The 26,982-nt window shown below is 62.4% G+C and carries 14 protein-coding genes; 1 reads left to right on the forward strand and 13 read right to left on the reverse strand.

Features of this window, described 5'->3' with window-relative positions; all coding sequences use genetic code 11:
• Window positions 1–24 precede the first annotated feature (24 nt).
• From NGJ21_RS08985 to NGJ21_RS09000, 4 genes are all read right to left on the reverse strand, one after another.
• Window positions 25–1,326, reverse strand: a complete 1,302-nt coding sequence (locus NGJ21_RS08985) for an McrC family protein (protein ID WP_251962028.1) — start codon at window positions 1,324–1,326, stop codon at window positions 25–27.
• Window positions 1,323–4,439, reverse strand: a complete 3,117-nt coding sequence (locus NGJ21_RS08990; RefSeq protein ID WP_251962029.1) for an McrB family protein — start codon at window positions 4,437–4,439, stop codon at window positions 1,323–1,325. Before NGJ21_RS08990 ends, NGJ21_RS08985 begins: the two co-directional genes overlap by 4 nt.
• Window positions 4,436–5,632, reverse strand: a complete 1,197-nt coding sequence (locus tag NGJ21_RS08995) for a restriction endonuclease subunit S (protein WP_447869312.1) — start codon at window positions 5,630–5,632, stop codon at window positions 4,436–4,438. Before NGJ21_RS08995 ends, NGJ21_RS08990 begins: the two co-directional genes overlap by 4 nt.
• Window positions 5,633–5,726: 94 nt before the next feature.
• Complete coding sequence (locus tag NGJ21_RS09000) at window positions 5,727–7,661, reverse strand: class I SAM-dependent DNA methyltransferase (protein WP_251962031.1); 1,935 nt, start codon at window positions 7,659–7,661, stop codon at window positions 5,727–5,729.
• 622 nt (window positions 7,662–8,283) lie between these two features.
• On the opposite strand from NGJ21_RS09000, the gene cysC reads away from it, so the two are divergent.
• Window positions 8,284–8,859, forward strand: coding sequence for an adenylyl-sulfate kinase (gene cysC / locus NGJ21_RS09005; protein ID WP_251962032.1), 576 nt, complete (start codon window positions 8,284–8,286; stop codon window positions 8,857–8,859).
• On the opposite strand, the gene NGJ21_RS09010 is transcribed toward cysC, so the two are convergent.
• The 9 genes from NGJ21_RS09010 to NGJ21_RS09050 all read right to left on the reverse strand — a co-directional run bounded on the left by NGJ21_RS09010 (window position 8,843) and on the right by NGJ21_RS09050 (window position 26,972).
• Complete coding sequence (locus tag NGJ21_RS09010) at window positions 8,843–10,339, reverse strand: TolC family protein (protein ID WP_251962180.1); 1,497 nt, start codon at window positions 10,337–10,339, stop codon at window positions 8,843–8,845. The genes cysC and NGJ21_RS09010 overlap by 17 nt on opposite strands.
• 63 nt (window positions 10,340–10,402) lie before the next feature.
• Window positions 10,403–19,603 (reverse strand): Ig-like domain-containing protein, encoded by a 9,201-nt coding sequence (locus NGJ21_RS09015; protein WP_251962033.1) that lies wholly within the window; start codon window positions 19,601–19,603, stop codon window positions 10,403–10,405.
• A 130-nt stretch (window positions 19,604–19,733) separates the two neighbouring features.
• Window positions 19,734–20,321, reverse strand: coding sequence for a phage tail protein (locus tag NGJ21_RS09020; protein WP_196997434.1), 588 nt, complete (start codon window positions 20,319–20,321; stop codon window positions 19,734–19,736).
• Window positions 20,322–20,376: 55 nt separating this feature from the next.
• A complete protein-coding gene (locus NGJ21_RS09025) occupies window positions 20,377–20,847 on the reverse strand; it encodes a GNAT family N-acetyltransferase (protein ID WP_251962034.1) in 471 nt (156 codons plus the stop codon).
• A gap of 172 nt (window positions 20,848–21,019) precedes the next feature.
• Window positions 21,020–22,003 carry a sulfotransferase family protein gene (locus NGJ21_RS09030; protein ID WP_251962035.1) on the reverse strand — a complete coding sequence of 328 codons (984 nt, stop codon included), beginning with the start codon at window positions 22,001–22,003 and terminating at the stop codon, window positions 21,020–21,022.
• Window positions 21,991–22,791 carry an aspartyl/asparaginyl beta-hydroxylase domain-containing protein gene (locus tag NGJ21_RS09035; protein WP_251962036.1) on the reverse strand — a complete coding sequence of 267 codons (801 nt, stop codon included), beginning with the start codon at window positions 22,789–22,791 and terminating at the stop codon, window positions 21,991–21,993. Before NGJ21_RS09035 ends, NGJ21_RS09030 begins: the two co-directional genes overlap by 13 nt.
• A 25-nt stretch (window positions 22,792–22,816) precedes the next feature.
• On the reverse strand, window positions 22,817–24,910 hold the full coding sequence (locus tag NGJ21_RS09040; RefSeq protein WP_251962037.1) for a biotin/lipoyl-binding protein: 2,094 nt from the start codon (window positions 24,908–24,910) through the stop codon (window positions 22,817–22,819).
• Window positions 24,910–26,229: an efflux RND transporter periplasmic adaptor subunit gene (locus NGJ21_RS09045; protein WP_204919534.1), complete on the reverse strand. Its 1,320-nt coding sequence runs from the start codon at window positions 26,227–26,229 to the stop codon at window positions 24,910–24,912. The genes NGJ21_RS09040 and NGJ21_RS09045 overlap by 1 nt, the downstream gene beginning before the upstream one ends.
• On the reverse strand, window positions 26,226–26,972 hold the full coding sequence (locus NGJ21_RS09050; RefSeq protein WP_502943530.1) for an efflux RND transporter periplasmic adaptor subunit: 747 nt from the start codon (window positions 26,970–26,972) through the stop codon (window positions 26,226–26,228). The genes NGJ21_RS09045 and NGJ21_RS09050 overlap by 4 nt, the downstream gene beginning before the upstream one ends.
• Window positions 26,973–26,982 lie beyond the last annotated feature (10 nt).

Here is a 26,982-nt window from a genome sequence, read left to right on the forward strand (position 1 = left end):
CGATTCATGTATAGAAAGATGTACCTAGCTGGCGTAAGCAAATGAGTCAAGGCTCAAAGGCAAAGTCGCTTTCTCCACATCTACCAAGGACTCAGCATCCAGATCAAAAGGCAACACCCATAACTGCATACCCTTGCCGTAATCAAACAGCGGTAGCGCTTTCTGGAGTCCAGACCAATACGGATAAATCAGCACCAGCCGCGGCACCTCATCGCCTCTTTGGTATTTGTGTCCATAGGCAAACAGCTGATAGAAATCGCTCTGACTCAGGTCATAGTTCTTCTCAGGTTTACCGGCATCGATACGCTTCCACTTGGTATCAAGAATCCAGCGCTGCTCCGCTGTATCGATCAGCAAATCAGGCTTCAAGCAGAACATCCGATCACTGCTATGTGCACACAAGTACTGGCTAGCTGACTGCGCTTTCAAACGAGCGCTGGGCAGCAGTTTCTGATGCAACCAGCCTTCCACATACTGCTCGAACAGCTTTTCCATCGGGAACAGCAGGCTCACGCCGCGCCACTCACCTCTCACGGCTATCGGCATCTGCTGATTGAGGATCAACTCACACCAGGGCTTGATCGCCTGGTAATGCGCCATCAGCCGGTCGCGGCTCCAGGCGCGCAAATCCTGGCTCACCTGCCGGCTGGCAGACACCTCCGCCAGCATGGCGCGTAACTCATTGGCCAGGCGCCAATTGGCGGCATCCTGTGTGCTTTTTGCCACCTGCTCCAACGCCAACTTGAGCAAGCGATTCTCTGCCCGATCCGGCAGGAATACATCGTGGCGAATCTGGAAGTGATGCTGCCGCCCAGGCGGCTGGCGCATCTGTGCCACCACATTGAGCTGGCCACGGAGAAAGCGCTGCTCCTCCTCGATTCGCTGATAGTCGAAGCGCACTCCACGCTTCACCAACAAATCCAGCTCCGCCAGGAACTGCCCCATCACCCACTCGCTGAGTGGCGCATCGAACAGCTCAAGGCTGGCTACCGAACCTTCACGAGGCTTGAGTTGCAGAGCCTGCTGAATGAGCTTGCGCAGCAACAGGCGGCTCTTGACCAGGCAATCGTCCTGCTCATGGTGCTTGGGCAGAATCTCCAGCCGCGTGCCACAAGGCGTTTCCAATACGCCCACGTAGGAATCCCACTTAAGAGCACGCCGACCTTCAACCTGCAGCAGAGTCGCACCGCTGCGATTGAAGCTAGCGCTCAGCTCACACAACCAGTCGAAGGCACTTTCGGAAATCTGCGCACAATCGAGGTTGCCGGACGCAACCGCTGCCGTGGTCAGACGCGCATATTCACGCACGGTAACGAATACGCTCACGCACCCGCCTCTTCTACTGGAACCTCAGCCTTGGCCTGCACTGCAATCACACCGGCATACGCAGAAACTCGCTGGAATGCAGCCGCATTGATCCGCCAAACCCCACCTTGCGCCGGCACGCTAATGTTGCCAAACAAAGCACCCACATCTTGCTTGTCCTGCTCCACGAAACGGTCTGCCGCAGGCTTGCGGTGGTCATTAAGCACCCACTGGATACGCTGCCAATCCTCGAAGAAATACTCCTGCAGCAGCGGCAGTATCTGATTGCGGAAAATCACCTCCAGCTGCGGCAACGAGTCTCCACTCTTGAGCGACATGAAATAGGCATGTCCGAGGCAATGATCACGATCGAGCAGCACCTCGATACGCTGGTTCATTACCGCCAAAAGCTGACCAATGTCGATGCCCTCCAACACCACGCCATTGAGCAAAGAGGGATTGGGCATCATTTCCTTGAAGATAAAACGGCGACGCAAGGCGATATCCAGCCCAGCCAGCGAACGGTCTGCAGTGTTCATGGTGCCGATCAGATAGACATTATCCGGCACCGTGAAACGCTCCTTCGAGTACGGCAAGGTGACAGACAAACTCTCCGTCGCACCATCTCGCTTAGAGGTTTCAATCAATGTGATCAGCTCACCAAAGATGCGCGAAACATTGCCCCGATTGATCTCATCGATCACCAGCACATAAGGCAGCCTCTCGCCATTCGACTGCCCAGCTCCGTCGTTCTCCAGCTTGCCGCGCAAGTGCTCGGCGATCCCTCTCACATAGCTTTCGCAATAGACCGACGCAGGCTTCTCGCCACGCATGAACAAGCGCACATGCTCGATGTTGGCCGGCAGCTCCAGCGCATTTTCCGAAGCCTTGGGCTGACAGGTGAAAGTCCCATTGCCGGGCCTGTAGCGAACATCAAAGGACTTGCCACGCACCGTAGTAAGCGTGACGGGGGCCTCGGTGACCTCTTCCAGAAACGCATTGAGCACATCATCTTCTGTCTGCGCTCCTTCCTGGTGCCGTGCGTCGTCACACAGCAGTTTGAAAACACCAGGTTCAACCTTGTAATGCAGCTGCCCGCCCTCTGATACGGCTCGCAAACCTTCAACGAAATCTTCATAGCTGAAGCTTTGGTGGAAAGTGACGAAACGCACTCGACCGTCCAGCACCAACTGATCGAAAGCGTTCTTCCAAGTCTCGCGCGTGGGCGTCTCCAGCACCTCTGGTGCCAGAATCTTCAGAGCCTCCTCCACGACGGAAAACGTCTTGCCCGTTCCCGGTGGACCGAAAAGAATCTGATTCAGCGGAATATCTTTGGCGGCCACCCTGGCATCTCCCCCTTGAGCGTCTTCAAGTACATCGCCTTTCGCACCCTGCAGGGCCTCTAGCAACTGCCACATGGCAATGTTGTTTGGCAGTACGGTATCTGTATCCAGCCCAGCCAGACTCATGCACGCCATGATCTGCTCATTCAGCGCACACCAGTCCTGCTTTTCGTGAGTCACATCCAACTGAAAAAGCTCACGCAAACCCTGCAAGAGTCGCTGGCAATCTTCAGGCTTGAGCAGTGTGGTGAACCGCTCCGGCGCAAAAGCGGCAAACACACGATTGACCATGGCAGGTCGATTGGCGCTGAACTGCTTGCTCTCAACCGCCAGACGCCAATCCTTCATCACCTGTGCGTGAGTCTGCGCCGTAGGCGCATCCATGATGCGCTGCGTGATTTCCCGAATAACGGCTTGTTGTTCATTGAATTCATCTCGAGAGAACAGCCCCAGCTTCAAGCTGGAAATCCCGTTCTCGCGCTCAATCCACAAACGTACAAGAGCGGAATGATCCAGAGGCGTCTGACCAGTGCACAGGACCTTGGCCAGCGATGTGACCTCCTGATAAATCTTCAGCCATCCAGGGCAGGACTCCTTACGATCCGCCGAACTCCAGGACACGTACTGTCTCAGGCTATGCAGCCCTTCGCCCGCCTGCCAGAGCAGCTCCAGTCGGACCGCGATGGCCGGGGCAATCTCGACGCCCGAACTCTGTGGGTTCCAGCGCTGGGTAGGCATGGCCTTGTTGAGCAGCAACATGGGCAACAAGCCGCGAGCACAGTCAGGACGATGCTCATCGATGCGAAAGCGGATGTAGTTGCGGGCTTTGCTCGAATCCTTCCAGTCGGGTCCGTCATGCGCCCCCTCCGTCACTAGGCCGCGCGCTACGATGCCCCGTGGTTCCTGCCCCAACCGCACCAGATAAACCACATCGCCCGGTTGCGGCTGTTTCGAATGGCAGCTCCAATCAATCTCCTGCCCCAACTCTACGCCGGCGTCTCCACCCAGTTTGAAATGAGCTGGATTCCAGGTGAGCAGGTAGCTTGCTCCCCCTGGCTGAATATCCTCCTCAGACTCAGGCTTAGCAGGTCTTAACCCCAGTTCCTCGCTGTACAGCCCGCGCATAAATCCATAAGGGCTAAGACCTGGCACCGACTCACTAGCAAGCTGGTAGTACTCGCGCAACTTCAGCATGCGCGCCACCGGCAGCTTGGGCGACGGGATAAGCGCTGGTGGGCAACCCAGCATCTGCAGGAAATGCCCCAGATGATCGCTGGAGGAAATCGGCAATGTCTGAGCCGTGTGATAACAGGCCAACAAGCGTAGCTTGCGTCCTGCGCCGACCGTGACACGCGGTTCTAAGCCGGCCCGGCGGTAGATTTCCTTGTCGTCATCCACCCAGAGCAGATCAGCGGGATCGGCTGCAGCGATGGTGCTTTGGATGCTCAGCGTGTAGCGCAGCGCCTCTTCATCACCGAGATCCAGCAGACGGCGATTCTTGTACAGGCTGCCATCCTCCTGAAAATACAGGAGATGGCCCTTAGCGGTGCCGGGCATATAGCGACCCAGCACCGGTACCAGGCCGCGCTCGATCCACCAGCAGAAGGACTTCCCATCGCCCTTGCCCACGCAGTATTCATCCAGCGTTAACTGGTTCAGGCGGCTCAGAGGAAAGGCCAGCAGAAAGTCCTGGTACTGCTGGGAATCCTCAGTGCGCTTTTGTACAGCAGCGCCTTGCGCCTTCAGGTAGTCCAGCAGCCGAGAGAAATCAGCATTAACACTCAGACTCATACCGCCTCCTCGATCAGCGCTTCGGCCTCAGGCAAGCGCAGTTGGCCGGAGATCAGACGGGGTAAGAGGGTGTCGCGGAGCTGGGTGAGTGTTTGAGCTCGATGAATGCCATCAGTCATTCGTGCCAAAAGTGGATGTATCGCCTCATTCAACTTTGCTGCGATGTCTGATGACGGAACGACAATTGGATATTCTGCCAAATCTTTCCAATTCACGCGGGGCATCTTTGCACCATTCGAGAGACGGTCCGCATAGCTGATCAAAGTCTCACTAAACAAGTGCATTGCTACCACGCCAAAATACTCTCTCTCCTTGGGCTGACAGACCAAAATATCCGTCGAGCAGACCCCAGAGAACGGGGCGAGGACCACCTTGTGGAAATATGGGCGAAGCTTGCCGAACAGTATGTCCCCCTCGGAAAATGCAGCCTTTGTGCTCTCCAAGCCGTCGGCATTACCCCAACTGCTTAAGCTCAGCGACTTTCGAGGAATGTGCTCTAGCCCAACGTAGCGCACATCAGCATGTAACTCAGAAACTTGAATTTGCCGCCTTGCAGTCTGCGCAATGACTCCCAAGCTCCCAACCGCCCACCCCTTCGGCACCAAACCCAGTCCGGAATCTTCGAAGCTATCGGGGAAAAGCGCGGCGGTGGTGGCGTCCATGCCTTCAGGCTGTCGGCCTTCGGCCTTGGCGCGCACGGGGTCGAAATCGACGAACCAGGATTTGAACAACGCCTGGGCGATGGCTTCCAGGGTGGCGTTGGTTTCGCGTAGCAGGGTAATGCGGTCGTCGAGGGCACCAAGAAGCTCAGCCACCCCGTCCTGAACATCAATCGGAGGCAACGGAATTTTGAATCTGAAACAGTCCCCTACTCTTATATGGCTTACAACAGACCCCGAGCCTTCATGACTACCAAATTGATGTTTCAGCGACGGTGATTGGAAAACGTAATGCAAGAATCGAGGATGCAGGACTTTGGAGTTAGCTCGGTATTGCATGATCCTCTGCCCAAGAAACAAACCCTCTGGCAAGTCCACAAAACCAACTTCCCCAATTGGAGCCTCACGAGTCAGTAAAACATCGCCGTATTGCAATTTTGCTCGACGAGTCCACTTCTCATAGGTTGCTCCATCGACGAAACGGCAGCTATCAAGACTTACTCTGCCGTCACGAATGTTCGTCGTCCGAATCATGCGAAACGGCGTTTCGTACGAAACAACGGGCGCTGTCTTGTTGACGCAATCGACAATGAGTTCGCAAACGTCCTCAACAGGAACGACTGGCCATTCAGAGCTCATACCCCAGCCCCCCCAGCTTCTGCCGGATCAACTGATCCAGTTCTGCGCCCTTCTGCATCTGCTCACCCAGCTGCTGGGTAAGCCGCTGCATCTTCTCGGCAAAGGCTTCGTCGTCGTCCTCGACCTCTTCGGCGCCGACATAGCGCCCCGGCGTCAGCACATGGCCGTGCTCGGCGACCTCCTTGAGGGTGACACTGCGACAGAAGCCGGGAATGTCGGCGTACTCGCCGACCTGCCCGCCCTCGTCCAGTGCTTCGCCACGCCAAGCCGCCACGGTGCTGGAGATGCGCTCGATATCGGCATCGGTGAGTTCGATCTGCACCCGGCTAACGCTGGTACCCAACTTGCGCGCATCGATAAACAGCACCTGGCCGCTACGGTCGATACCAGCGGTGCTCAGGGCATGGCGCTTGTCCTTGGCGAGGAACCACAGGCAGGCGGGAATCTGGGTGTTAAAGAACAGCTGGCCGGGCAAAGCGACCATCACTTCCACCACGTCGGCCTCGACCATGGCGCGGCGAATATCGCCTTCACTGTTCTGGCTGGAGCTCATGGAGCCGTTGGCCAGCACGATGCCGGCGCGGCCATTGGGCTTGAGGTGGTAAAGCATATGTTGCAGCCAGGCGTAGTTGGCGTTGCCTTGCGGCGGTGTGCCATACACCCAGCGCGGGTCGCCCTCCAGGCTGCCGTGCCACCAGTCACTGATATTGAACGGCGGGTTGGCTAACACGAAGTCAGCGCGCAGATCAGAGTGCTGGTTGCGGATAAAGGTATCCGCCGGCTCTTTGCCCAGGTTGAAGTCGATACCGCGAATCGCCAGGTTCATCGCCGCCAGGCGCCAGGTGGTGGGGTTGGACTCCTGGCCGTAGATGGACACATCGCCCAGCTTGCCGCCGTGGGCTTCGATAAACTTCTCCGACTGCACGAACATGCCACCCGAGCCGCAACAGGGGTCATACACCTTGCCGTGGTGCGGATTGAGCACCGCCACCAGGGTTTTGACAATGCTGGCCGGGGTGTAGAACTGCCCGCCCTTTTTGCCTTCGGCGCTGGCGAACTGGCCGAGGAAGTATTCATACACCTGGCCGAGCAGGTCGCGGGCCTTGCCAGCGTCGTCACCAAAGCCGACGGTGGAGATCAGGTCCACCAGCTCGCCGAGCTTGCCATCCGGCAACTGAGCGCGGGCGTAGCGCTTGTCGAGGATGTTCTTCAGCTTGGGGTTTTCCGCCTCGATGGCGGCCAGGGCCTCGTCGATGCGCTTGCCGATATCCACCTGCTTGGCAGCCGCGCGGATCGACTCCCAGCGAGCCACTTCCGGCACCCAGAACACGTTGACCTCGCGGTAGTAGTCGCGGTCTTCCAGCTCGGCGTTGAGCGCCTCGGGATCGTCATCGCCCAGATAGTAGTCGTCGTTTTCATCGGTGAGTTTGCGCTCCAACTCAGCACGGCGGCCGGCGAAGCTGTCGGAGACGTACTTGAGGAAGATCAGCCCCAGAACGATGTGCTTGTACTCGGCGGCATCCATATTGGCGCGCAGCTTGTCGGCTGTGGCCCAGAGGGTTTTCTCCATGGCCTCGATACTGGTGGCAGCCTGTACTTTGACCGCCTTGGCCCTACTGGTTGTCGCTTCGACAACATAGCTGGCGGATGCTTCGGCCACTGCCGGCTCGAAACGCTCACGCGCCTTGCTCAGCGCCTGCGCCGCCAGGCTGGCACCTGCGGCCTGGGCGCGCAGCACGGAGCCGCCACGCCCGCGGCCTTTGACCAGCACACCCTCACCGATCAGCACGTCGCGCGATTCCCAGAATTGCTCTTCACTCAGGCCGGTGAACTGGCTCTTGAGTCGCTCATAAAGGGCCTGATTGCCGATGCTGCCGCCATCTTCCGGTACTGCAGCCAGCAACGCCTGGGCCAATTCACTCATGCACAACACTCCCATACCGTCCACAATCAGATGGGCCGGCCAATACTCAAACGGGCAATTAACAAACGAGAGGGAACCTGAGATAGCCTCAAAACAGCGCTTTAATGCACCGCTTCATTCAGAGAGCCATCCCTGGACCACGCAAGCTGCCATCATTTTACAATGCGCGCCACCTTATCGGCTGGCAGAGCACGGGTAAAGCGGTGGCCTGATTTCCAGGGGTTTTCTGAAACACCACGCTAGGAGCCCCAGACCTGCGAGCCCAGGAGCAACAATCAGCAGCGCGTCCATTTGCTTGATAGATTCGGCCCCGATTCGTTTTTGGAGGCGGTTCTCAAAACGCACCGTCCATCGGAATCCAGACCACGCAGCGTTCCAACTGGTATTCCAAGCAAGTTAACCAATCGATTATTAATTAGACAAAACAACTAGATACCGACTTGTTTCAGATTACCCCGGCCCAACAAACAATCAATCCACGCGTCCCCGGAAGTCTTTTTTGGTTGCCTTCGATCCATGTTTTTTGTCCGAGCCTAAGCCTTTGGCGTATTCCCAACCCCATCCCTAACTATCCTGACTATCCAAGCCAGCAAACCCAACCTCACGCCCTGGAGAACTAAACGTGCCCAACGCAGGATGCGACCCCCACCGCCCCGGCGCAGTAATCTGGCTAACCGGCCTGTCCGGCGCGGGCAAATCTTCCTTGGCCAACGCCCTAGCACTACGCCTTAACCAATTAGGACACCCCTGCTACGTTCTCGACGGCGACGCCCTGCGCAACGGCCTGAACGCCGACCTTGGCTTCTCCCCCGCCGACCGTCATGAAAACAACCGCCGTACCGGCGAGGTGGCAGCGCTGTTCGCCGATGCCGGGCTGATCTGCATCGCCGCACTCATTTCGCCTTACCGCGCCGACCGCGCAGCCGCGCGCCGGGCGTGCAAGGCCGGGTTCCATGAAGTGCATGTCAAAGCGGACCTGGCCACCTGCGAAGCGCGCGACCCCAAGGGGCTATACCGCCGGGCACGGGCGGGTGAGCTGAAGGGGTTCACCGGCATCGATGCACCCTATGAAGCGCCGCAGCACCCCGAACTGGTAGTGGATACCGCTGGCACCACGCTGCAAACGGCGCAGGACCTGCTGTTGGGTTATGTCCTCAAGCAGGTCCTGGCGCCCCAAGGTCTCATGACTCCGGCGTGATCTCGCCACGCTGCCAGCGGGCCTCGCTGTTGCCCAGCGCCTGGGCGATGTCGGACAGCTTGTCGGACGGCAAGGTTGCCGGCAGCGGATCAAGGCCGGCACTGGCGAACAGTTGGCCGTAGCTGTTGCGCAACTCGGCGTAGGCCAGGTCGCGGCGCAAGTCTGCCTGCAAGGCGTTGAGCTCACCTTGGATCAGTTCCAGCTCGCCAATACCCTGGGCCTGGTGGCGGTTGCGCAGCTGTTCGACGATCTGCTGATCAAGGGCGACCATCTGCTGGCTGGTGGCGAACTGGCGACGGGCCTCGCTGTAGTTGGCGTTGGCCACGTAAAGTTGGGCCAGAATGGCCATCGACATGGCCTGGCGGCGTGCCTCTACCACCTGCTCACCGGCCTTGGCCACATCGATCGAGGCAGGGCCAGATAACACATTGAACAGGTTCCAGGTGACCTTCACGCCGTAGTCGGCCCAGTGCTGGTTGGTCAGGAAGCTGTTGCTGTCGTAATGGCCGCCAGCGGAGAACTCCAGGCCCGGCAACATGCGCAGCATCGCCTTGCGCACCTCGGCGGCACTGATGCGTGCCTGGTAGTCCTGTTCGCGCAGTTCCGGGCGTGAGGCAAGCGCCTGCTGCTCAAGGCTGTCCAGCCCGACCTTGAGTTCGGGCACGCTGTAGTCGTCGCTGGCCGCCAGGGTCAGCTCGGTGCCCGGCGGCAAGTTGATCAGCGCGCCCAATTCGGTCTTGGCCAGCGACAAGGCGCGGCGCTGTTCCTCCAGCTGGCGTGTGGCTTCTATCAGCGAACGCTGGTAGTTGAGCGCCTGGATCTGGTCGCCAATGCGCTGCTCGCCCATACGCTCGCTGTTGCCCCGCGCCTGCTCAACCCGCACCATCAACGCATCGATCTGCTTGAGCAGGCGTTCAGCGGCAACCGCCCGCCAGTAGGCCGAGCGCACGTCCTGGATGATGGTCTGCACCACCTTGCGCCGGCGTTCCTGCACGATCAGGCGCTGGTCGCCCTGCTGTTTGGCGCTGACATAGCTGACACCGAAGTCCAGCACGTTCCACACCATGGTCAGGTCCGCCACGTCGCGGTCGCGGTCCTGGGAGGTGGAGGGTTCCAGCGACTGGGTGTTGGTCAGCACGCTGCGGCTGCTGGCGGCGCTGGTGTTGCTGCGCCCTGCATAACCCGCCGACATCGCCATGCGTGGCAGCATGTCGAACGTGGCCAGGTCTACCTGGCGCTGGGCCAAGGCTTCTTCCATCACCTTCAGGCGCGCCTCCAGGTTGTACTTGACCGCGCGGGCCATTGCCTGGTGCAGGGTCAGCGGACCTTGCAGTGCCTCCTGGCCCTTGAACATGCTGGCCAGGTCGTCACGCGCGCGCTGTTCGCTGACGCTGCGCTCGATCGGCTGGGTCTTGACCGCACAACCGGTCACTGTCAGTGCCAACATGCTGATCGCAAATATCCTTGATGCCTTGCTCATCCCCACCGCCCCCTGGTACTGCTTTTTGATATCCATTGTGTTGTTATCCGCCATGGCTCCGGCTCACGCCTCGGGCACGGGTGTATTGATCTGCCCGAGCGCCAGCGCCAGCTCCCTGACCTGGCGCTGCTCGCTCTCCTTGAAAGCCTGCAACTGCTGCCCCAGCGTCGGCGCACCTGACTGCCCTTCGCCACCCTGGCGCCAGGGTTTGCCACCGCTGAGCTCATACTGGCCGCCATCGTCCGGCAGCGTCTTGTCGAAAATATTGGCCAGGCTGCTAGCGCCGAACACGCTGGCATCACCACCGCCAAAGCCGAGGAAACCTGCCCCGGTGCCGTTGCCGATGGCGGAGCCGCCCTGCTGACCTGCGAACACCTGGGCAAGGTAGCTAGGCGCCAGGGCCCCCTCGCGGATAAAGATGCTGCCCAGCGGCGGCAGCCCACCGCCAGCACTGGGCACTTCGAACAACGGTACTGGCAGCAAAGGTGACTGGAACGCCGAGAACGCTGGTGCAGGTGTGCCGGGCAGGGGTAAAGGCTGGCCGGCCAGACTTGGCGGCGCGGCCGGGTAGGCCAGGAACTGCGGGTCACCGCCCGTGCTCTGCAGCACACTGCCCTGGCCGACGAAACCGCCCTCCAGCCCGTTGCCAGCCATGTCACTGATACCAGTGCCGCTGTTACTCAAGGCCAATGCCAGGCTGCCGCTGCCGGCAACCCCGGCGACATTCACCTGCCAGGTGCGGCTGTCGATCTGCACCAGTGATTGCAGGGTGCCGCTGGCGTTGCCGCTCGATACCAGTTGGAAGTCACTCAAATCAACGCCGCGAACCTCTTCACTGAAGGTCACGATGAAGCCCTGGCTACCGCTGCCATTGACTGGCGTCGGCACGATCGACTCGACACTCGGCAAGCGTGTATCGACGATGATTCCAGTGCTGTCGCCAACCGCCCCCAGCCCTGGCTGCAAGGCATTGCCGGCAGCGTCGTGCAAGGTCGCGCCATTGGCTGTCAGCCCCACTACCTGAATGCCGTCGGCATCGTTGTCGCCAGCCTGGATGCGGTACTGGAACACCAGCGTCGGCGTGCCGGAGCCAGCGACGAAATCGGCATACACCGTACGCCCACCCACATCCAGTGCCAGTTGCGGGGCGCCATCGACGATCACCGCTTCGCTGGTATCGACCACGAAGGTCAGCGTATCGCCGGTGTTGTAGTGCACCCCCACCGGCACGCTGACGCTATTCACCGTGGGGGCGTCATGGTCGATGTTGTACACCGCGCCGGTCAGGCCGCCCGTCAGCTGGTTGCCGGCCACATCGCTGATCGCGGTGCCAGCGGCCTTCAGGTTCAAGCCCAGGGTACCGGTGCCGCTGACACCGCTGGCGGTGATCTCGTAGACACCATCGCTTATCTGGCGCAGGCCACTGAGCGTAGCGCTGGCGGTACCGCTGGCGACCAGGCTGAAGTCGGCCAGGTCAACGCCGTTGACGCGTTCGCTGAAGGTGACGGTGAAGCGTACGCTCTGCGCGTTGCTCGGGGATGGGTCGAGGGTGACGATGCCGACGGCTGCAGGTGCCAGCGTATCGACCAGCACCTTGCTAGTGTCGGCGACGCCATTCAAGGCCAGGTTCATTGCATTACCCTGGGCATCGCTCAGGGTGGCTCCATTGGCCGACAGGCCGGTCACGCGGATGCCGTCGCTGTCATTGTCGCCGGCCTGGACGATGTACTGGAACACCAGCGTCGGCGTGCCAGCACCGGCCATCAACTCGGCGAACACCGTGCGCCCGCCGACGTCCAGGGCCAGGCGTGGCGAACCGGCCACCTGCACTGCTTCACTGGCATTGACCACGAACACCAGCGCATCGCCGGCGTTGTAGGAAACGCCCGCCGGCCCACCGACACTGGTCACGCTAGGGACGCGTGTGTCGAGGGTGTAGTTGTTGGAAATGCTGCTACCCACACCGGCGTTGCCAGAGGCCGTGGCAACTACGCCACTGTTGTCCAGAGAAACAAGGTTACTGGTGTCTTCGACATTGCTGGTCGGTGTCAGCGTTGCGGTCCAGGTGATGCCACCGTCCAGGCTGCTCAGATTGGTCAGCACACCATTGGCGGCGCTCATGTCAGCCAAGGTAAAACCGCTGACCGCTTCGCTGAACGTGATGGTCACCAGGCTAGACTCGCCCGCCCGCAACGCGTTGTCGGCCACCACGATGGTTGCGGTGGGGACGATGGTGTCGACCGCGTAGTTGCCCGACGAGGTAGTGCCGCTGCCAGTGTTGCCGGCAAGGTCGGCGGTGCCCGTGTTGGCCAGGGTGATGACATTGCTGGTATCGCGCACACCCACGGCCGGGGTGAAGGTGGCTGTCCAGGTGATGCCGCCGTCGGCACTGGAAAGCGCGCTCAAGGTGCCATTGGCAACAGTCAGGTCGGCATTGCTCAAGCCCGTCACCGCTTCGCTGAAGGTGATGGTCACCTGGCTGGTTTCGCCCACGGTCAGGTTGCTGTCGGTGACCACGATGGTGGCGGTCGGGCGCTGGCTATCGATGGCGTAATTGTTCGAGTCGGTGCTACCAGTGCCGGCGTTGCCAGCCAAGTCCGCCACGCCGGTGTTGTCCAGGGTGACCAGGTTGCTGGTGTCGCTGATGCCAACTGTGGGTGTCAGTGTCGCAGTCCAGGTCAAACCGCCGTCACCGCTGGCGAGCCCGCTGAGGGTACCGTTGGCCACGCTCAGGTCGGCCAGGCTGAAGCCGACCACCGCCTCGTTGAAGGTGATGGTCACCAGCGATGTCTCGCCTGCCGCCAGTTGGCTGTCGGCCACCACGATGGTTGCTGTCGGGCGCTGGGTGTCGATGGCGTAGGTGTTCGAATCGGTGGTGCCGACACCGGCGTTGCCGCCCTGGCCGACCACGCCGGTATTGTCCAGGCTGATCAGGTTGGTGGCATCGGTGACATTGCTGGTGGGCGTGAAGGTGGCGGTCCAGGTGATGCCGCCATCGGTACTGGAAACCATGCTCAGGGTGCCGTTATTCACCGTCAGGTCGGCATTGTTGAAGCCGGACACCGCCTCGCTGAAGGTAATGGTCACCAGCGACGTCTCACCAAGGCGCAACGCAGTGTCGGCCACCACGATGGTTGCCGTGGGGACAATGGTGTCGACCGAGAAGTTGCCCGACGCGGTGGTGCCGCTGCCAGTGTTGCCGGCAAGGTCGGCGATGCCCGTGTTGGCCAGGGTGATGACATTGGTGGTGTCGCGCACACCGACGGCCGGGGTGAAGGTGGCTGTCCAGGTGATGCCGCCGTCGGCACTGGAAAGCGCGCTCAAGGTGCCGTTGGCCACCGTCAGGTCGGCATTGCTCAAGCCCGTCACCGCTTCGCTGAAGGTGATGGTCACCTGGCTGGTTTCGCCCACGGTCAGGTTGCTGTCGGCGACCACGATCGTAGCGGTCGGGCGTTGGCTGTCGATGGCGTAATTGTTCGAGTCGGTGCTGCCGGTGCCGGCGTTGCCCGCCAGGTCCGCCACGCCGGTGTTGTCCAGAGTGATCAGGTTGCTGGTATCGCTGATGCCAACTGTGGGCGTCAGTGTCGCAGTCCAGGTCAAACCGCCGTCACCGCTGGCGAGCCCGCTGAGGGTACCGTTGGCCACGCTCAGGTCGGCCAGGCTGAGGCCGACCACCGCCTCGTTGAAGGTGATGGTCACCAGCGATGTCTCGCCTGCCGCCAGTTGGCTGTCGGCCACCGCGATGGTTGCTGTCGGGCGCTGGGTGTCGATGGCGTAGGTGTTCGAATCGGTGGTGCCGACACCGGCGTTGCCGCCCTGGCCGACCACGCCGGTATTGTCCAGGGTGATCAGGTTGGAGGCATCGGTGATATTGCCGGTGGGCGTGAAGGTGGCGGTCCAGGTGATGCCGCCATCGCTGCTGCTCACCGCGCTGAGGGTTCCGTTGGCCACGGTCAGGTCGGCATTGCTGAAGCCGGACACCGCCTCACTGAAGGTAATGGTCACCAGCGACGTCTCACCAAGGCGCAACGCAGTGTCGGCCACCACGATGGTTGCTGTGGGGACGATGGTATCGACCACGTAGTTACCCGAGGAAGTGGTGCCGCTGCCAGTGTTGCCGGCCAGATCAGCCACCCCTGTGTTGCTCAAGGTGATGACGTTGCTGGCATCCTGCACGTTGCTCGACGGCGTGAAAGTGGCCGTCCAGGTGATGCCGCCGTCGCTGCTGGTCAGCCCGCTCAGGCTGCCGTTCGGCGCCGACAGGTCGGCCAGGGTGAAGCCGGCCACCGCTTCGCTGAAGGTGATGGTCACCAGGCTGGTTTCGCCCACGGTCAGGTTGCTGTCAGCGACCACGATGGTGGCGGTCGGGCGCAGGCTGTCGATGGCGTAATTGTTCGAGTCGGTACTACCGGTGCCGGCGTTGCCAGCCGTGTCCATCACGCCGGTATTGTCCAAGGTGATCAGGTTGCTGGTATCGCTGATGCCAACTGTGGGCGTCAGTGTCGCAGTCCAGGTCACGCCGCCGTCACCGCTGGAGAGCGCGCTGAGGGTACCGTTGGCCACGCTCAGGTCGGCATTGCTGAGGCCGACCACCGCCTCGCTGAAGGTGATGGTCACCAGCGACGTCTCGCCAATCGCCAGTTGGTTGTCAGCCACCACGATGGTTGCCGTCGGGCGCTGGGTGTCGATGGCGTAGTTGTTCGAACTGGTGGTGCCGGAGCCCGCGTTGCCACTGCTCTGGCCCACCACACCGCTGTTGTCGAGGATGATCAGGTTGGAGGCATCGGTGACATTGCTGGTGGGTGTGAAGGTGGCGGTCCAGGTGATGCCGCCGTCTGCACTGGCAAGCGTACTCAGGGTGCCGTTGGCCACTGTCAGGTCAGCAGTGGTGAAGCCGGCCACCGCCTCGCTGAAGGTAATGGTCACCTGACTGGTCTCGCCGATACGCAGGGCCGCATCGCTCATCACGATCGTCGCCGTGGGTTGCAGGGTGTTGACCGTGTAGTTGCTGGAGTCGGTGCTGCCGCTGCCAACGTTGCCGGCAAGGTCGGCGATGCCCGTGTTGGCCAGGGAAATGACATTGCTGGCGTCCTGCACGTTGATCGACGGCGTGAAGGTGGCCGTCCAGGTGATGCCGCCGTCGCTGCTGGTCAGCCCGCTCAGGCTGCCGTTCGGCACCGACAGGTCGGCCAGGGTGAAGCCGGTCACCGCTTCGCTGAAGGTGATGGTCACCGTGGTGGTTTCACCCACGGTCAGCGTCGTGTTGGCCATCACGATGGCCGCAGTTGGCCGCTGGCTGTCGATGGCGTAATTGTTCGAGTCGGTGCTACCGGTGCCGGCGTTGCCAGCCGTGTCCATCACGCCGGTATTGTCCAAGGTGATCAGGTTGCTGGTATCGGTGACATTGGTAGCGGGCGTGAAGGTGGCGGTCCAGTTGATGTTGTCGCTGGTGCTCAGGCCGCTGAGCGTGCCGTTCTGTACCGTGAAGTCGGCCAGGGTCAGGCCGGTGACGGGTTCGTTGAAAACGATGGTGACGGTGCTGGTTTCGCCAATGGCCAGGCTGCTGTCGGCGACCACGATGGTCGCGGTCGGCCGTACGGTGTCAACAGCGTAATTATTGGAGTCGGTGGTGCCGCTACCGCTATTGCCGGCAGCGTCGGCCACGCCGGCGTTATCCAGGGTGATCAGGTTGGTGGCGTCAGTGACAGTGCTGGCGGGCGTGAAGGTGGCGGTCCAGGTAATGCCGCCATCGCTGCTGCTCACCGCGCTGAGGGTTCCATTGGCCACGGTCAGGTCGGCATTGCTGAAGCCGCTCACCGCCTCGCTGAAGGTGATGGTCACCAGGCTGGTTTCGCCAATGCGCAAGGCGGTGTCAGCGACGACGATTGTCGCTACCGGGCGTTGGGTATCGAGGCTGTAGTTGTTCGAGTTGGTAGTGCCGGAGCCGGCGTTGCCAGCACTGTCAGTCACCCCCGTGTTGTCCAGGGTGATGAGGTTGGTCGCATCGGTAATGTTGCTGGTCGGCGTGAACGTCCCGGTCCAGGTGATGCCGCCATCGCTGCTGCTTATCGCGCTCATAGTACCGTTGGCCACGGTCAGGTCGGCATTGCTCAAGCCGGTCACTGCCTCGCTGAACGTGATCGTCACCAGGCTGGTTTCGCCGATGCGCAAGGCATTGTCGGCGACCACGATAGTGGCGGTGGGGCGCTGCGTGTCGATGCTGTAGCTCGGCGACACTGTGGCGCCACTGCCAGCATTGCCCGCCAGGTCAGAGACGCCGGCATTGTTCAGGGTAATCGTCGCACTGGCGACAGTGGTGTTGGCGGAGGGGGTAAAGGTCGCACTCCAAGTGAGGCCACCATCACTGCTGCTCACTGCCGACAACGTACCGCCCATCACCGTGAGGTCAGCATTGCTGAAGCCAGCCACCGCTTCGCTGAAGGTGATGGTCACGTTCGATGTGTCGCCGACTCTCAGTGCGGTGTCACTGAGGCTGATGGTAGCGGTCGGCGGCACCGTCTCGCGGACACTGACCTGCACCGTGGCGGTACTGGAGGTAGCGCCATCGCCGTCGCTGACGGTTACCGAAACTGATCGGCTGGCCTGGCCGATGCCATTGCCGGCATTACCGTTGTCATACGTGATACTGCGCACCAGCGCCTGTACCGACGCGGCCGTGGCATTGGCGTTGAACGTCACCACCAGGCTGGCGCCGCCGGTGCCGCCGGCAACGGTGCCGATGGCCACCCCGCCGTAACTCACCGTATTGCCGCTGAGGCTGATCTGCCCGGCGCCGTTACCCACGCTGAGGATGCCCAGGGTATCTTCCCCGGCTACGCCATTGGCGCTGACCGAGGCCGTTAGGTTGCCACCGCCGAAGTCGGCCGAGTCACTGTCGCTGACCGTGGCATTGCCGTTCGCGTCGATCAGTATCGCGCCATTGCCCTGGGTGAATGCCGTGCTGTCGCCGTTGAGGTTGCCGATCACCGGTGCGCTGTTCTGCGCCAGCACGACCACCGAAGCGGTACGCGTAGTACTGCCCATGTCATCGTTGACGCTGACGGTCACGCTGCGCGTGCCAGTGGTATAGGCAGCCGCCGCGTTGCCATAGGCCACCGATGCAAGAATCGCCCGGTACTGGGCCAGGGTGGCGACACCGCTCAGGGTAAGCACGGCGCTGCCCGAGCCGCTTACCGTGATGCCGAACCCGGCGGCCGTGGCGATCTGCGCTGCGCTGAGCGACAAGGTTTCGTTGGCACCATCGGCCACACCGCTCAATGCCAGCGAGGCACCGCTCACCTGGGTGTCGCCGTCAGTCTGGGTCAGGGAGATGTTCGGCACGATCGCCACTGCGGTGCCGGTGAAGTTGACCGTGCTGTCGTTGCCGCCAGTACCGGTGTCCAGATCGACCACCGGTGGTGCCGAGTACAGTACCTCGTAAGCACCGATATCCACACCGCCACCGCGAGGCCGCTCGAAACCGCGCAGGTCGGTGGCCGGCGCGCCACCGCTGGTGCCCTGGTCGATGGCGTTGCTGGCCGTGGAAGCCAGGCGGTAATCACCCCCGGCAGCATTGACGAAGTTGACCGTGGTGCCGATCAGGTTGGTGATGCTGGTGTAGCTGCTGCCGGTGATGGCATCGGCCGCAGCGCCGTTGACGGTGTTGCCGGTGAGGATGGAGTTCTGCACCGTGATAGTGCCGACCTGGCCAACGGCCCAGCCAAGGCCCGCGGAGGTGATGCTACCGGTACTGGTGTTGAGAAACACGTTATTGGCAATGGTGCTGTTGACGATGTTGACCGAGCCACCCACGTTGCTCAGGACGATCACCGCCCCCCCGGCGACGGTGCCGGTCGCACTGTAGGTGCCGGTGTTGTTGTAGATCGCTACGTTTTCCAACACATGGTTGTTGGCGCCACCTAGGCGCACCAGCGATGACATCGCGGTGCCTCCGACGATACTGGCGCTGTTGTCATGAATGGTGGTGTTGCGCACCACTACCGTCGAGCCGGCAGTAGTCGCCGAGTTGATCACCGCACCGGCGTTGTTCTGGAAGTTCGAATCTTCAACGGTGATCGAGCCACCGTTGGCACGGATCGCGCCACCGGTGAGGTTGCCCGAGAAGTCACGGAAATCAAGGTTGCGCACCGTCAGCACGCCGCCGTTGTTGCTCTGCAGCCCCGACGCCTCGAGCGCATCACGCACGCCGTTGTTGTTGACGTCGCCACTGAGGATGATGTCGCCTCGGCCGTCGCCATCCACATCACCGTTGATGGTGATGTTGCTGGTGACCAGCAAGGCCGAAGCGGTGGACCAGCGGATGGTCTGGCCACTCAGCGATTGATGGAACACGATGATGTCGCTGCCACTGCCGGCGGCGGAGCCGTTCACCGATGTGTCGGTGTTGGCGGCCTGGATCGCCTCGGCCAGCGAGACAAAGCTATCAACCGCAGTGGACGAGGCATTGGTGTCGGTCACCGTGATGGTCGCCAGCGACGTGTTGAATGCCGTCAGGTCACCACGCTGCACACCAACGCCCGTAGCGACCACGCCGGAGACGGTTTCCAGTTCCCAGTCCTCGCCCGCGCGGTTGCCGGTCGAGTCGGAAGACGCGCCTACATCGGCACCGCTCAGCCGTGCCACCTCATCGACGAACAGCTGACCATCACTGCCCTCGCCGGTGTTGCAGGCGAAAAAGCGGATGTCGCCCCCCTCGGCCAGGCTGGCACCGATGCGCGCCAGGTCGGCCTGATGGCTGGCCAGCTGATTGGCCCAAATGGCGTTGCCGGCCAGGTACACATAGCCGCTGTCACCGTGGCTGATGATATCGATGGAAGTGACATCGGTACGGCCGTCGAGGTAATCAGCGATCTGCTTGAAACCGTCCTTGCCGTTCTCCAGCACCACCACCTCGACGCCGGCGGGCAGGCCGGCGATGAGCTTTTGATAGTCACTGACGGCGGAGTCGACGAACACCACTTCGTGGCGCTCGGCAGCCAGGGTAGCCGGCGCCGTAGCGGGTGCGGCCTGCTGCGCGCTTTCATGGCTCGCGCTGTCCTGGGTACTGGACGTATCGCTGGCGGTAGCGGTGTCCTTGCTGGTGGCCGTGGCAGCGGCTACCTCAGCGGCCTGGGCGCCCTGGTCGGCGACCACGGCCACCGAAGCATCGAACATCATGCGGGGTTCCAAGGCCTGAATCAGGCTCGGCCGGCTCATGGAAACGCTGGGGTTTTGGTTCTTCTTGTTTCGCTTCCAGAATGCCATGCCAACCTCATTCAGCCCTTGGGCTGGTTGATCCTGTAACTGCGCCAGGCAAAGGCGCATCCTTGTCGAAAAATCCTGACGCACCGCGGGGAGCCGACATGCTCCCCGCGATGAACTGCACTGCCTTGACTCAGTTACGGCTCGGGAAGATGCCTTCCAGGGCGATGATGAAGTTCATGCCCAGGTAGGGGTTTTGCACAGAAACAGGCAGCGAGGCACCACCCAAGTTGACGCTGGTTTGAGGCACCGTGACGTTGAACGGCTTGAGGCTGGTGTTGGGCACGTCACTGGAATAGATATCCGCCGCCGCCCCTGCCCCCGAACTGTCAAAAGACTTGGCCAGCACGTTGCCAGACGAAGGTGCCGCAGCGTTGGCATCGCCTTCCACCGCCGGTATGGCCACCGAAACGGTCTGGGCAGGGATCACCGCCTGCTGCATCGGCATGTTCGACTGCAACAGCGTGACATCGTTGACACCGCCAGCTTCGCCCTGCACCACATCGGCCAGGCCTGGCCCGGTGCCGAAACCGATTGGCCCGCGACCGCGCAGGTCTGGCAGGGCGAAGGTGGTCCGGCCATCACCGCCATACGTGGTGCCAAGCAGTGCGAACAACGCGTTGTTCTGGGCAATGCTCATCAGCTGACCTTGGCAGAATGCCCAACCGCGAGGCGCGAAGTTGCCTGCAAACATCTTGATCTCACCGAGAAACGGATCCATTTGCTGCTCTCCTATGACTACCTGCAAGGCGGACCAGGTGGCCCGCGAAATGGGTTCAGGAACGATGCATCTTCAGGTACAGGCCATTGTCCTCGACAACCGCGAAGCCACTGCGCCGATACAGGCGCACTGCCGGGCTGTGCGAAGTGACGTGCAAACCGGCGCTCAGGCCCTGGCGGTCAGCCTGTGCCAGCCACTGGCGCAGCAGACGAGAGCCGATACCCTGGCCCTGCCAGGCGGGCAAAATTGCCATATCAATGATCTGCAGGTGGCTGTCGGCCCATTGCAGGGAAGCACGACCGATACGTTCGTTGGCGGTTTCGATGATCAGAAAGCAGGCTTCGGGGTACTGCGCCTGGTAATGGAGGTGCTGGGCACGCCACTGCTGGTCGAGAAAATGCTCGATCGTTGCCTGGTCCCAAGCCAGCGCGGCCATTTCGGCGGCCCGGGTGGTACCGTACAAGGCGCGCAGAAACACTTGGTCAGCGTCCACCACGGGACGGAGAAGCACTTCAGAGGTCGACATCGGGTCACGCTTCCCTGCTGTAGTTACCCCATGGTGGGGGAGCACTTCCAAGTGGATTGTCCTACACGATGGCGTAGAGCGTAGTCGATTGACGAGGCAAATCGCCACCACTGTGTCGGGCGATTTACACAGTTTCCTCAAACAGGTGTTCGAAGCCTTTTGGCGCCAGTTTTCAGGCGTTATGCAAGCGTATGAATTCCAAGCACTTATAGGGCTCTAGCGCCCATTGACGCACATTTTCAATTACTTGCTCGCTGGCTTGTGCTCGCTTGCGCTGGCTGTCAGCACTGAAGTTCATGCTCGGTTGCTTGGCATCGAACGCTGCCACTTCACGCAACCTCGGCACATCGCTGGGCATCACCCCGAACACTGGGGCCAGGCGCCCCCAGATGGCCTCAGGCAGTTCACTGTAGTTGACGGCAATGCCGCCGTGTTCCCGGCATAGCTGCAGGCCGGCCTTGAGGATCTCGCCTACCACCCGGCAGGTGTATTGCACCGTGTCCATGCCCTTGCCGCTGCCCAGCAAGGTGTCCAGCAGCGAGGCGCCAAGCAGGCCCGGCACCCGGTGCATGCCGGCCTGGCGCAACTGCGAGACAACGATCTCCAGTGGGTCGCGATAGAGGAAGATCCTCGGCACTTCGGGGTACAGTTCGGCCAGTAAGGGCGCCTCGAACACGTTCCAGGCATCAAGCTTGATCACCAACTGGCGCTCATCGCCCTGGCGGCGCTGGCCGTAGGCTGAAAGCAGTGCGCGCACGCCTTCGGCCTGCCAGTCCTTGGCGCCTGGGTCCTGCAGCGATGCCCTCAGCAGGTTGTCCAGGGGTGGCGGCTCACTGAGCACGATGTTGCGCGCCTGGCTGGCCAACAGTTGTGCGATCAGCGTGGAGCCACATCGCGAGGCATGGAACACCAGCACCGAAGGTGCCAGGCCTGGGCTGCGCACTTGCCAGTCCAACAGTGCCTGCAAGTTGGTGTCGCGGCGCAGGGCCTGGTTGAACGGCAGGCGTAAGGCCTGATCGACGTCGTCTCGGAAAAACGGCCTGGTCAGGGGCTGTTGGCCAAACCAGCACCAGTCCAGGCGCCACTCAGCCTTGTCACGCCACAGGCGAATGGGCATCCAGCCGTCAAAACCGCCTGACGCATTCAGATTCGCCATTGATCGCTCCATGCTTGCTTGCCTTGGCGCATGGCACTCAGCACCTCGGCTTCGGAAAAGACCAGGCCCATGGTTGCACCGAGGGCAATGGCCGCTGCCACGAATGCCCGTGGATCGTCCAGTGTCTGCAGGCTGGCTGCCAGTGCAGGGGTATGCGCCACTTGCTCACGAAAGCGCTCGAAAGCCTGCACTGCCCGCCCCGGGCTCAATGCCGGGGTTAGTGCCCGCCCCTGTTCGATCAACCCGAGCAGCCAGTTGTCGGCCAAGCAGTCGAGCACCAGGTGGATACGCTCACCGGGGCCGGGGTTGTGCACCCGATGCGCACGCGACAGGTCAACGAACCAGCACTCGCCAGCCTGCATGGGGACCTGCAGGCCGTCGACGATAAATTCAACACCAGGTGGGCTCAGCAATGGCACATGCAGGCGCAGGCAGCCTCCAGGGCGCCCCAGGTCCGGGTCTCGGTGCTCGTGAATCCGCGCGCCCTCGCCCAGGCGCAGCAGACGTGCGGCCTGCAGGGATGCGCGAAATGGCCCCAGCGCGGCCTGCCACGCCGTCTCATGGCGCCACCAGTCCTGCCTCACAGGCGCGCCCCGGCCCGGTGCAAGCGGCACAGGAGCATCCTCGGCACTGACCAGCGCCACACCGCTCCAGTCGCCCTCGTGATAACCGCGGTTGAAATGCGCCTGCCAGGCCCCTGCCTCCACCCGTGCCAAAGCCTGCAGCAATGCCGGCAGGTCCATGGCAAGAGGCAGTCGGGAACATAGCGGCAGCGAGACTTCGCTCATGGCTGCTCCTTGCAGTGAATTCGCACTAGAAACCACTCTCGCGCACTCCCAAGGCTGCCAACCGGCGCCAGGCAGCGCCCAGCAGCGACTCGCGGGCACCCTCGAGCACCACCACCCCACGCAACGGCTGGGCCACATCAGCCACATCCGTCAGCGGGCTCAGGCGCACCCCGTACTGCGCCTGCAGCGGCTGGGCCCGCTGTTGGCCGTCGCGGCGCACGGCCACCGGGCCATGCCGGTCAGACGCCAGCGCCTGCAGTTCCAGCGCGGCAACCCCGGTAGCATCCACCTGCTCCACACGCACGGGCAACGCCGCCCGAGCCGGGTCATCGGCAATGAAGCGTCCTTCACTGCCAGCCGCCACGCGCCACAAATCGGCCTCGCCCAAGTAACCACGCAGGCGCACCCCCGGTTCGACGACCCGCCCCAGGGCCTGGCCTGTATTGACCCACTGCCCCGCCTGCAGGTCCCTGGGCATGTCGCGCCACACTCCCGCACCCGGCGCGCGCAATTGCAAGCGTTCACGCTGCGCGGCAAGGCCACGGTACTCGGCCACTGCCTCGGCCAGTTGCTGCTCGAGCACCCCGGCATCGCTGGCGGTAGCGCTGCGCCCGGACTGACGGCGTAACAGCAACTGCAGAATTTCTATTTCGCGGCGCACGATCTTCAGGCGCGAATCCAGGTCCGGCGATTCCAGCTCCAGCAGCAACTGCCCCTGAGCGAGCGTCTGGCCATCGTGCACCTGCAACTGCTTCACTCGCGCCGCCACAGGTGCATGCAAGGCACTCACCCGCGACGCCTCGAGCATCGCCGGCACCTCCACTGCACTGCGCCAAGGCACGGCCAGCAGCGCCAGCAGCAGCATCAACCCCAGGCCAAGCCCCAGCGCCTTGCGCGGCTGGGCCTGGTCACGGCGCAGCCACCACTGCTGCAGCTCCTTGCATACCGGCAAGCCGATGAACCACACCAGTTCCACCAGCATGAGGAAGATGCCCAGCACCTTGAAGAACAGGTGATACACCGCCAGGGCGATACCAAAGAACAACAGCGCCCGCCAGACCCAGGCGCCATAGCCCCATATCAGCAGGCGCTGGCGCATTACCGGTGGCCACGGCTCGGGCATCGTCTCGCCATAGCCGAACAACGCCTCGCGCAAGCGCCACCGGCACAGGGCAAACGCGCGTTGCTGCAGGTTTTCCACGCCTAACAGGTCACTGACCAGAAAGTACCCGTCAAAGCGCATGAACGGGTTGAGGTTGACCAGCAAGGTAGTGATCCACGTGGCACTGGCCAGCATGAACGCTGCTGTGCGTAGCGGCCCATCGGGCAGCAGCGACCAGGCCAGCAGTGCCAACACCGCCAGTACCAGCTCGGCGAATACGCCACCTGCATCTATCAGCAGCCGTGAGCGCCGGTCGCTGACGCGCCAGGCATCGCTGACATCGGTGTAGAACATAGGCAGCAGCACCATGAACGCCAACCCCATGCTCTGCACACGACAGCCCGCGCGCTTGGCCATGTAGGCATGGCCGAACTCGTGGCATAGCTTGGCGAAAGCCAGGGCCAGGCCAAAGGCGAGCATGCCGCCGAGGCTGAACAGGTGCGGGAACGTGGCGATGAAGCGCGACCAGTCACGAATCACCAGGAACAGGCCAAGCACCAGCAGCGCCGGCAGGCCAACGCGCAGCAGCCAGCCACCATGGCGCTCGAGCAGCGGCCAGGTACGGTTGAGAAAGGCATCCGGGCGCCACAGCGGGATGCGGAAGAACAGGTACTGGTGCAACGCTTTGTGCCACAGGCCCTGTTGGCTGGCGGCGGCCTTCACGGCATAGCTCTGGCGCTGCTTGGGATCGTTGGCGCTGAGCAGGTCGTGGTGGCCGAGAAACGCCAGTAGGTCCTCTACCGCCTGAGTATCCAGGGGCAGGCCCGGCTCGGCATTGGCAGCTGCCAGCACCCGTTGCGGCTCACCCAGCGGCCAGTGGCGGAGCAAACGCACCGCTGCCGCGCCGAGCTTGAAATAACGGCCGCGCAACGGGTCGGCCAAGGTCCATTGCGGGGCACCGTCCAACGCCGGTGCCGCTGGCGAGAGCTGCAGGTCCGCACGCAGCGCCGGCAACATTACAGGCCCAGCCCTTGGCGCAGGGCCGCCAGAGGCCGGCGCAGCAGGTAATAGGCCAATGGCGCGCGTTCGCCGTACAGCTTTGCCGTACCGCGCAGGCCGATGCGTGGTGAGGCCTCGACGAAGGTCGCATCCAGCCGGTAGGCAAGCTGCCCGGCGGCGGTGGTTTGCGCCTCGTAGGCGGCACGTTCAAGCTGCGCCACGTGCCGATGCAGTGGGTCACTGTCAAGGAACAGCGCCACCTCGGCCCCCGGCTGCAGGGCGATGGCATCGCCGACCGGCAATTCCAGGCGCAGTTCGGCGTGCACAGGGTCGGCCAGTTGCATCAGCCGCTCGCCGGTCTGCACCGGTTTGCCAGTCCAGCGCTCGGCATCGGCGAACACCGCGATGCCGTCACGTTCGGCGCGGATCTCGCTGCGCGCCAGCAACTGGTGGGCATAGTCGAGTTCGGCGCGTTTCTGTTCCACGCGTGCGGCCAGCAAGTCCAGGCGCGCGCTGGAGTCGGCATCGGTAAAGGCGCGCTGGGTACTGACCTTGAGTTCGGCCTCTGCCACGCCCAAGGTGCGTGCGGCAACATCGGCCTGGGCCTTGAGGGCGGTGGCATCGAAGCGCACCAGCAAATCCCCCGCCGTCACACGCTGGTTGGGTTTGACCAGGAACTCGGCCACCACCCCGTCCAGCGGCGCCGCCACCACCCAGCCACCGCGCGGCACCACCTCGGCCGGTGCCAGCACCGACTGGCGCACCGGCAGCAACAGCAACAGCAGCGCGGCCGCCAGCACCGCCAGCAAGCGCCGCCGCGGCCAGCGCAGGCGCCAAGGGCGCACCGGGTTCAGCGCCTGCCAGGCATGCGCATAAGTTTCCCCCAACTGCACCAGCAAGGCCTGCTCGGCGGCGTTGAACGCCTGCTCGCGGGCCAGCCACAAGCCGCCGAAGGCCTCACCCTTGCGGTCGTGCAATGGCAACCAGAAGGCTTGCCCTGCCGACAACGCCTGCCAGTCGGCGAGGGTCTGGGCATCCAGCACGCTTGGTTCCACCTCGCCGGCTTGCCCTGCGACACCCGCTGCCTGCAACTTGCCCACGGCACGTTCGACAAAGGCCACGAACGGTGCATTGGCTTCCACCACGCTGATGCCTGTCAGCGCCTGCACCTTGCCGGCGATCAGTAACGCGGCATGGCGAAAACCAAACATCGCCTGGCCGTCGTTGACCATGGCATACGCCAGCTGCTCGGTACTGGTGGCCTGGCGCGCCTGGCGCTGCAGCCCCAGAAACAAGGCGAAGGCCCGCTCCGCCGTACCATGGGCAGCGGCGGTCATGGCTGCTGCGCAAAGCTGGCCGTACCGCTCATGCCCGCCAGCAAACCGTGAGCATCTGCGGGCAGTTCGCCGATCAGCAGCAGCGTCTGGCTGCCTTCATCGATTCGCGCGCCCACACGCTTGACCGTGGCGCCCAGCGGCTGACCGGTTTCATCCGGGGTGAACTGAAAGCTTTGCCCAGGCTTGAGCCTGGCCAGCCAGCGCGAAGGCACCAGCAGCTGGATTTCCAGCGAACGATTGTCCACCACCTCCACCAGCGGTGCGCCGTTGGCGACGCTTTCGTGAGGCTGGGCACGGCGTTGTACCACTCGCCCGTCGAACGGGGCAGTGACCACACAGCGCTTGACCTGCACTTGGTAGACCTGGGCTTCGGCCTGGGCCTGGGCTTGCTTGGCCTCAGCCAGCGATACCTCGAACTGCCCCACCGATTTCAATGCGGCCAGTTGACGGTTGTGGTTGAGCTCTTCGCGGCTTGCGCGCACCGCCGCTTGAGCGGCATTGAGCTGGGCCTGGTAGGCCGAGCAGTCGAAGCGCGCCAGGGTGCTGCCCTTCTTGAAGGCCTCGCCATCAGCATAAGGCATTTCGACGATACGCCCGGCCAGCTCACTGGCCAGCACTGCCTGGTGACGCGCGCGCAACACGCCACGGGCGCTGTGCTCGCCGCCCGTGTTACCGACGCTCGGCGTGTCCAGCAGCGGGTCGCCTGGTGCTTCATTGGCCAGCGCCAGTGGCAGGTGCAACATACTCAAGGCC

The organism is Pseudomonas sp. Marseille-Q5299 (assembly GCF_943737035.1).
Classification (GTDB): Bacteria; Pseudomonadota; Gammaproteobacteria; order Pseudomonadales; family Pseudomonadaceae; genus Aquipseudomonas; species Aquipseudomonas putida_E.